This window comes from Novosphingobium sp. UBA1939, assembly GCF_002336885.1.
Taxonomy (GTDB): Bacteria; Pseudomonadota; Alphaproteobacteria; order Sphingomonadales; family Sphingomonadaceae; genus Novosphingobium.
The window spans coordinates 1-6,208 of the sequence record NZ_DDFB01000151.1 but is presented as its reverse complement, the minus strand read 5'-3'; the positions used below and the strand labels follow the sequence as shown (position 1 = coordinate 6,208).

General features: G+C 65.6%; 6 protein-coding genes. All 6 read left to right on the top strand.

Features of this window, described 5'->3' with window-relative positions; translation table 11 throughout:
• Window positions 1–846: acyl-CoA carboxylase subunit beta (locus B3547_RS20265; protein WP_292966452.1), on the top strand; the 846-nt coding region annotated here is incomplete at its 5' end.
• Between the two features lie 26 nt (window positions 847–872).
• A complete protein-coding gene (locus B3547_RS20260) occupies window positions 873–2,051 on the top strand; it encodes an acetyl-CoA C-acyltransferase family protein (RefSeq protein WP_292966449.1) in 1,179 nt (392 codons plus the stop codon).
• A gap of 1 nt (window position 2,052) precedes the next feature.
• Window positions 2,053–2,490 carry a methylmalonyl-CoA epimerase gene (gene mce, locus B3547_RS20255; RefSeq protein ID WP_125954728.1) on the top strand — a complete coding sequence of 146 codons (438 nt, stop codon included), beginning with the start codon at window positions 2,053–2,055 and terminating at the stop codon, window positions 2,488–2,490.
• Between the two features lie 89 nt (window positions 2,491–2,579).
• A complete protein-coding gene (gene scpA / locus B3547_RS20250) occupies window positions 2,580–4,715 on the top strand; it encodes a methylmalonyl-CoA mutase (protein WP_292966444.1) in 2,136 nt (711 codons plus the stop codon).
• Between the two features lie 33 nt (window positions 4,716–4,748).
• Window positions 4,749–6,032 (top strand): O-acetylhomoserine aminocarboxypropyltransferase, encoded by a 1,284-nt coding sequence (locus B3547_RS20245; protein ID WP_125954730.1) that lies wholly within the window; start codon window positions 4,749–4,751, stop codon window positions 6,030–6,032.
• 26 nt (window positions 6,033–6,058) lie between these two features.
• The coding region (locus B3547_RS20240; RefSeq protein ID WP_292966455.1) for a biotin carboxylase N-terminal domain-containing protein at window positions 6,059–6,208 on the top strand (150 nt) is incomplete at its 3' end.

Here is a 6,208-nt window from a genome sequence, read left to right as displayed (position 1 = left end):
TGCGAAAACGACATCGAAGCCCTGCTGCAGGCGCGCGAATTCTTCGATTTCCTGCCGCTGTCGAACAAGGAAGCGGTGCCGGAACGGCCGACGTCCGACCCTTACGACCGGCTGGAACACAGCCTCGACACGCTGATCCCGGCGTCCGCCGCGCAGCCCTATGACATGCACGAGGTGATCCGCAAGACGGTGGACGAGGGCGAATTCTTCGAAATCCAGCCCAGGCACGCCGCCAACATCATCTGTGGTTTCGGCCGGATCGAGGGCAAGACGGTGGGCGTGGTCGCCAACCAGCCGATGGTGCTGGCCGGCGTGCTCGACATCAATTCGTCGAAGAAGGCGGCGCGTTTCGTGCGCTTCTGCGATGCGTTCAACATCCCGATCCTGACGTTCGTCGACGTTCCGGGCTTCCTGCCGGGCACCAGCCAGGAGCACAACGGCATCATCAAGCACGGCGCCAAGCTGCTGTTCGCCTATGCCGAGGCGACCGTGCCCAAGATCACCGTGATCACCCGCAAGGCCTATGGCGGCGCCTACGACGTGATGGCCTCCAAGCACCTGCGCGGCGACCTCAACTACGCCTGGCCCACCGCCGAAATCGCGGTCATGGGCGCCAAGGGCGCGGTCGAGATCATCTTCCGCGGCCTTTCGACCGAGGAACAGGCGGTCAAGACCAAGGAATACGAGGACCGCTTCGCCAACCCGTTCGTGGCGGCCAGCAAGGGCTTCGTGGACGAGGTGATTCACCCGCACTCCACGCGCCGCCGCATCGCGCTGGGCCTGCGCAAGCTGCGCAACAAGGCGCTCGAGAACCCCTGGAAGAAGCACGACAACATTCCGCTGTAAGCGCGGATCTGGGCTGAGGACCGACCATGACCGACATCTTCATCGTTTCCGGCGCGCGCACGGCCATTGGCACGTTTGGCGGCAGTCTCGCCTCGTTCCGCCCGGCGGATCTGGGCACCATCGTGATCAAGGAGGCGATTGCCCGCGCGGGGCTGGCGCCGGACACGATCGAGAACGTGGTGATCGGCACGGTGGTGCCGACGCAGCCCAAGGATGCCTATGTCAGCCGTGTTGCGGCGGTGAACGCGGGCGTGCCGATCGAAAGTCCGGCGATGAACGTCAACCGCCTGTGCGGCTCGGGCCTGCAGGCGATCGTATCGGCGGCGCAGGGCATCGCGCTGGGCGAGCACAGGATTGCCATCGGCGGCGGCGCGGAAGTCATGTCGAACGCGCCACACATGGTGCTGACCGCGCGCAACGGGCAGAAGATGGGCGATCAGGTGATGATGGACGCCATGCTCGGCGCGCTCCACGATCCGTTCGAGAACATCCACATGGGCGTGACGGCGGAGAACGTGGCCGAACGCCACCAGATCACGCGCGAGGCGCAGGACGCGCTGGCGGTGGAAAGCCACAAGCGCGCGGCCGCGGCCACGGCGGCGGGCTACTTCAAGGAGCAGATCGTTCCGGTCGAAGTGAAGACGCGCAAGGGCGTGACCATATTCGATACCGACGAGCATTTCCGCGCAGACGCCAGCGTCGAGGCGATGGCCGCGCTGCGCCCGGTGTTCAAGAAGGATGGCACTGTCACCGCCGGCAATGGCAGCGGTATCAACGATGGTGCGGGCGCGGTCGTGCTGGCCAGCGGCGAGGCGGTCGAGGAACTGGGCCTCAAGCCGATGGCCCGGATTCTCGGCTGGGGCCACGCCGGCGTGGAACCGGGCGTGATGGGTCTTGGTCCGGTCAAGGCGGTGCCCGTGGCGCTGAAGCGCGCGGGGCTGACGCTCGACCAGATCGACGTGATCGAAAGCAACGAGGCGTTCGCGGCGCAGGCCTGTGGCGTGGCCAAGGAGCTGGGCTTCGATCCGGCCAAGACCAATCCCAACGGATCGGGCATCAGCCTGGGCCATCCGATCGGTGCCACCGGCGCGATCCTGACGGTCAAGACGATCTACGAACTGGCCCGCACCGGCGGGAAGTACGGCCTGATTACGATGTGCATCGGCGGCGGGCAGGGCATCGCCATGGTTGTGGAGCGCGTGTGACATGAAGCTGGGACGCCTGAACCACGTGGGCGTGGCAACGCCCGACATCGACGCCTCGATCGCGTTCTATCGCGACGTGATGGGGGCGACGGACATCACAGAGCCGTTCGTGCTGGAAAGCCAGCAGGTGCGCGTGTGCTTCGTCAACACGCCGGGCGAGGATGGAACCGCCGGCACGCAGATCGAGCTGATCCAGCCGACCAGCCCGGACAGCGCGGTGGGCAAGTGGCTCGCCGCCAACCCGCTCGGCGGCCAGCACCACCTCTGCTACGAAGTGCCGGATATCCACGCGGCCAAGGCCTGGTTCGAAAGCAAGGGCAAGCGCGTGCTGGGCGAACCGCGCATCGGCGCCCACGGCACGTTGATCTTCTTCGTGCATCCCCGCGACATGGGCGGGCAACTGACCGAGATCATGGAAACGCCCAAGGGGGCGCACTGACCACACGCCGTTCGTGTCGAGCGAAGTCGAGACACGGGCGCGCAGGGTTCTCGACTTCGCTCGAACCGAACGGGCCTAGGGACAAGATCATGGCGAATATCGAAGACTGGCAGGCCGCTGCCGCCAAGGAAGTGAAGGGGAAGGACCTCACCTGGCAGACGCCGGAAGGCATTGCCGTGAAGCCGCTCTACACCGCCGAGGACGCGACCGTCGATCCGGGCCTGCCGGGCTTCGCCCCGTTCACGCGCGGCGTGCGCGCCAGCATGTACGCTGGTCGCCCCTGGACGATCCGGCAGTACGCCGGTTTCTCCACCGCCGAGGAATCGAACGCGTTCTATCGCCGCAACCTTGCCGCCGGACAGAAGGGCCTGTCAGTGGCCTTCGACCTTGCCACCCACCGCGGCTATGACTCCGACCACCCGCGCGTTGTCGGCGATGTCGGCAAGGCAGGCGTCGCCATCGACTCTGTCGAGGACATGAAGATCCTGTTCGATGGCATCCCGCTCGACCAAATGTCGGTGTCGATGACCATGAACGGCGCGGTGATCCCGATCCTGGCCTTCTTCATCGTCGCGGGCGAGGAACAGGGCGTCGACCGCAAGCTGCTGGACGGAACCATTCAGAACGACATTCTCAAGGAGTTCATGGTCCGCAACACCTATATATATCCGCCCGAGCCGAGCATGCGGATCATCTCGGACATCTTCGGCTACACCAGCCGCGAGATGCCGAAGTTCAACTCGATCTCGATCTCCGGCTACCACATGCAGGAAGCCGGCGCGACGCAGGTGCAGGAACTGGCCTTCACCATCGCCGATGGCATGGAATATGTGAAGTACGGCGTTGCCTCGGGGCTCGACATTGACAAGTTCGCCGGCCGCCTGAGCTTCTTCTTCGCCATCGGCATGAACTTCTTCATGGAAGTGGCCAAGCTGCGCGCCGCGCGCGTGCTGTGGCACCGGGTGATGACGCAACTGGGCGCGAAGGACGAACGCAGCAAGATGCTGCGCACCCACTGCCAGACCAGCGGTGTCTCTCTCCAGGAGCAGGACCCCTACAACAACGTCATCCGCACCACGATCGAGGCGATGGCGGCGATGCTGGGCGGCACCCAGTCGCTCCACACCAACGCGCTGGACGAAGCGATCGCGCTGCCCACCGACTTCTCCGCCCGCATTGCCCGGAACACGCAGATCGTGATCCAGGAAGAAACGGGGATGACCAAGGTGGTCGATCCGCTGGGCGGGTCGTACTACATCGAGGCGCTGACGCAGGAACTGGTCGACAAGGCCTGGGAGATCATCGAGCGCGTCGATAGCGAGGGCGGCATGGCCAAGGCGGTTGCCGCCGGCTGGCCCAAGGCGATGATTGAGGAAGCCGCCGCCGGCCGCCAGGCACGCGTTGACCGTGGCGAGGACGTGATCGTCGGCGTCAACAAGTATCGCCTTGCCAGCGAAGACCAGATCGAAACGCTCGAAGTCGACAACCACGCCGTGCGCGAAGCGCAGATCGCGCGGTTGAAGGCGGTGCGCGCCGGGCGTGACGAAACGCGGTGCCGGGCCGCGCTCAATGCGTTGACCGAAGGCGCGAAGACGGGCGGCAATCTGCTTGAACTCGCGGTGGAGGCCGCGCGCCACCGTGCCACGCTGGGCGAGATTTCGGACGCGATGGAAATCGTCTTCGGCCGTCATGGCACCGTGCCGACCCCGGTGAAGGGTATCTATGGCGCGGCCTATGCCGGCGACAGCCGCTACCGGCAGGTGCTCGACGGCGTCGAGGCCGTGACTCGCCGCCTGGGCCGCAAGCCCCGGATGCTCGTCGCCAAGATGGGCCAGGACGGGCACGATCGCGGCGCCAACGTGATCGCGTCGGCATTCAGCGACATGGGCTTCGACGTGACCAGCGGTCCCCTGTTCCAGACCCCGCAGGAAGCCTGCGCGCTGGCGCTGGAAAAGGACGTCGACGCGGTTGGGGCATCGAGCCTTGCCGCCGGGCACAAGACGCTGATCCCCGAACTGATCGGGCACCTGAAGGCCGCCGGCCGGGCGGACATCAAGGTCGTCGCCGGCGGCGTAATCCCGCCGCAGGACTATGAATTCCTGCGTGAAGCGGGGGTGCAGGGCATCTACGGGCCCGGCTCCAACGTGGTGGAATGCGCGGCCGACATGCTGCGGCTGCTGGGCCACAACATGCCGCCACAGGGTAGCGAGATCGAAGCGGCGTGATAGGGTCCTGTGCCCTATGCCAAGGAGGATGCCATGACGCAGAAGCTTGAGACGCTGACGGTCCATGCCGGGTGCGAGCCTGATCCGACCACCAAGGCGCGGATCACGCCGATCTACCAGACGGCGAGCTACGTGTTCGACAGTGCCGAACATGCGGCGAACCTCTTCGCCCTGGCCGAATTCGGCAATATCTACACCCGCATCATGAACCCGACCAATGCCGCGCTCGAAGCGAAGATCGCGGCGCTGGAAGGGGGCGTGGGCGCGCTGGGCGTGGCATCGGGCCATGCCGCGCAGTTCATCGTGTTCCACACCCTGATGGAGCCGGGCTGCGAGATCGTGGCCGCCAAGAAGCTCTACGGTGGCACGCTCAACCAGTTCGCGCACAGCTTCGCCAAGTTCGGCTGGAAGGCGGTGTTCGTCGATGCCGACGATCCGGCCGCCGTTGCCGCCGCGATCACCGACAAGACGCGCGGCGTGTTCATCGAAAGCCTCGCCAACCCCGGTGGCGTGGTGCAGGACATCGCGGCGATTGCCGACGTGGCCCATGCGGCGGGCGTGCCGCTGATCGTGGACAACACCATGGCCAGCCCGGCGCTGTGTCGCCCGATCGAACACGGCGCGGACATTGTCGTCCATTCCTGCACCAAGTTCCTCAACGGCCACGGCAATTCCATCGGCGGTCTGATCGTGGATTCGGGCAAGTTCGACTGGGCGGCCAGCGACAAGTTCCCCTCGCTCACCCAGCCCAACCCCAGCTACCACGGCGCAGTGCTGACCGAGGCGTTGAAGCCCGTCGGCCCGATCGCCTTCATCATCGGCTGCCGCGTGCTGGGCCTGCGTGATCTTGGCCCTGCCATGGCGCCGATGAATGCCTTCCTCACGCTGACCGGCATGGAAACGCTGGCGCTGCGCATGGAGCGGCATTGCGCCAATGCGCTGCACCTTGCGCAGTGGCTGCAGAACCATCCCAAGGTGGCGTGGGTGAGCTATGCGGGCCTGCCGGAAGACCCCTATCACCAGCTGGCCCGGCAATACCTCGGCGGCAAGGGCGGCGCGGTGTTCACCTTCGGGGTGAAGGGCGGGTACGAGGCGGGGGTGAAGCTGGTCCAGTCGGCCAAGCTGTTCAGCCACCTCGCCAACATCGGCGATACCCGCTCGCTCATCATCCACCCCGCCTCGACCACGCACAGCCAGCTGGGCGAGGAAGAACTGGTCGCCGCCGGCGCCGGGCCGGACACGGTGCGCGTCTCGGTGGGCATTGAACACATCGACGACATCGTGGCCGATTTGGCGCAGGCCCTCGAACAGGTCTGAATTACAGTAATTCCAGCGACGGAAAGATAGGCATGTTCAAGAAAATCCTCATCGCCAACCGCGGCGAAATCGCCTGCCGCGTCCTCAAGACCGCCCGCAAGATGGGCATTGCCACTGTCGCCGTCTATTCGGAGGCCGACAAGGACGCCCTGCACGTGGACCTCGCCGACGAAGCC

Excerpts from the sequence above, each read along its gene's own strand:
- B3547_RS20245 (WP_125954730.1), top strand. The coding sequence starts at position 4,749 with ATGACGCAGAAGCTTGAGACGCTGACGGTCCATGCCGGGTGCGAGCCT.
- mce (WP_125954728.1), top strand. The coding sequence starts at position 2,053 with ATGAAGCTGGGACGCCTGAACCACGTGGGCGTGGCAACGCCCGACATC.
- B3547_RS20260 (WP_292966449.1), top strand. The coding sequence starts at position 873 with ATGACCGACATCTTCATCGTTTCCGGCGCGCGCACGGCCATTGGCACG.
- scpA (WP_292966444.1), top strand. The coding sequence starts at position 2,580 with ATGGCGAATATCGAAGACTGGCAGGCCGCTGCCGCCAAGGAAGTGAAG.